This window comes from Streptomyces sp. PA03-3a (assembly GCF_033792735.1).
Lineage (GTDB): Bacteria > Actinomycetota > Actinomycetes > Streptomycetales > Streptomycetaceae > Actinacidiphila.
In genome coordinates, this window is the sequence record NZ_JARAVM010000100.1 from 1 (window position 1) to 643 (window position 643).

General features: G+C 65.9%; 1 protein-coding gene. It reads right to left on the reverse strand.

The window, feature by feature from the left end; genetic code table 11:
* A partial coding sequence (locus PV342_RS40940) for a DNA-directed RNA polymerase subunit alpha (protein WP_500321249.1) occupies positions 1-643 on the reverse strand: 643 nt, incomplete at both ends.

The window sequence follows — 643 nt, forward strand, 5'->3', positions numbered from 1 at the left end:
CGGGCGAGACCGAACAGCTCGACCAGGGTCTTGCCGGCCGAGGCCACCGCGTCACGCGGACGCATCGCGGGCTTGGTCTCGACATCGACCACCAGCTTGTCGAAGTCGGTGCGCTGCTCGACACGGGTCGCCTCGACCTTGTAGCTGACCTTGAGCACCGGGCTGTAGATCGAGTCGACCGGAATACGGCCGATCTCCTGGCCCTGCTGCTTGTTCTGCACGGCCGAGACGTAGCCGCGACCGCGCTCGACGGTCAGCTCCATCTCCAGCTTGCCCTTGCCGTTCAGAGTGGCCAGCACCAGATCGGGGTTGTGCACCTCGACACCCGCCGGAGGCGCGATGTCGGCGGCGGTGACCACACCCGGACCCTGCTTGCGCAGGTACATCACGACCGGCTCGTCGTGCTCCGAGGAGACGACCAGGGACTTGATGTTCAGGATGAGGTCGGTGACGTCCTCCTTGACACCCGGCACGGTCGTGAACTCGTGCAGGACGCCGTCGATCCGGACCGAGGTGACAGCGGCACCCGGAATCGAGGACAGAAGTGTGCGGCGGAGCGAGTTGCCGAGGGTGTATCCGAAGCCCGGCTCCAGCGGCTCGATCACGAACCGGGAACGGAACTCGTCGACGACCTCTTCGGTCA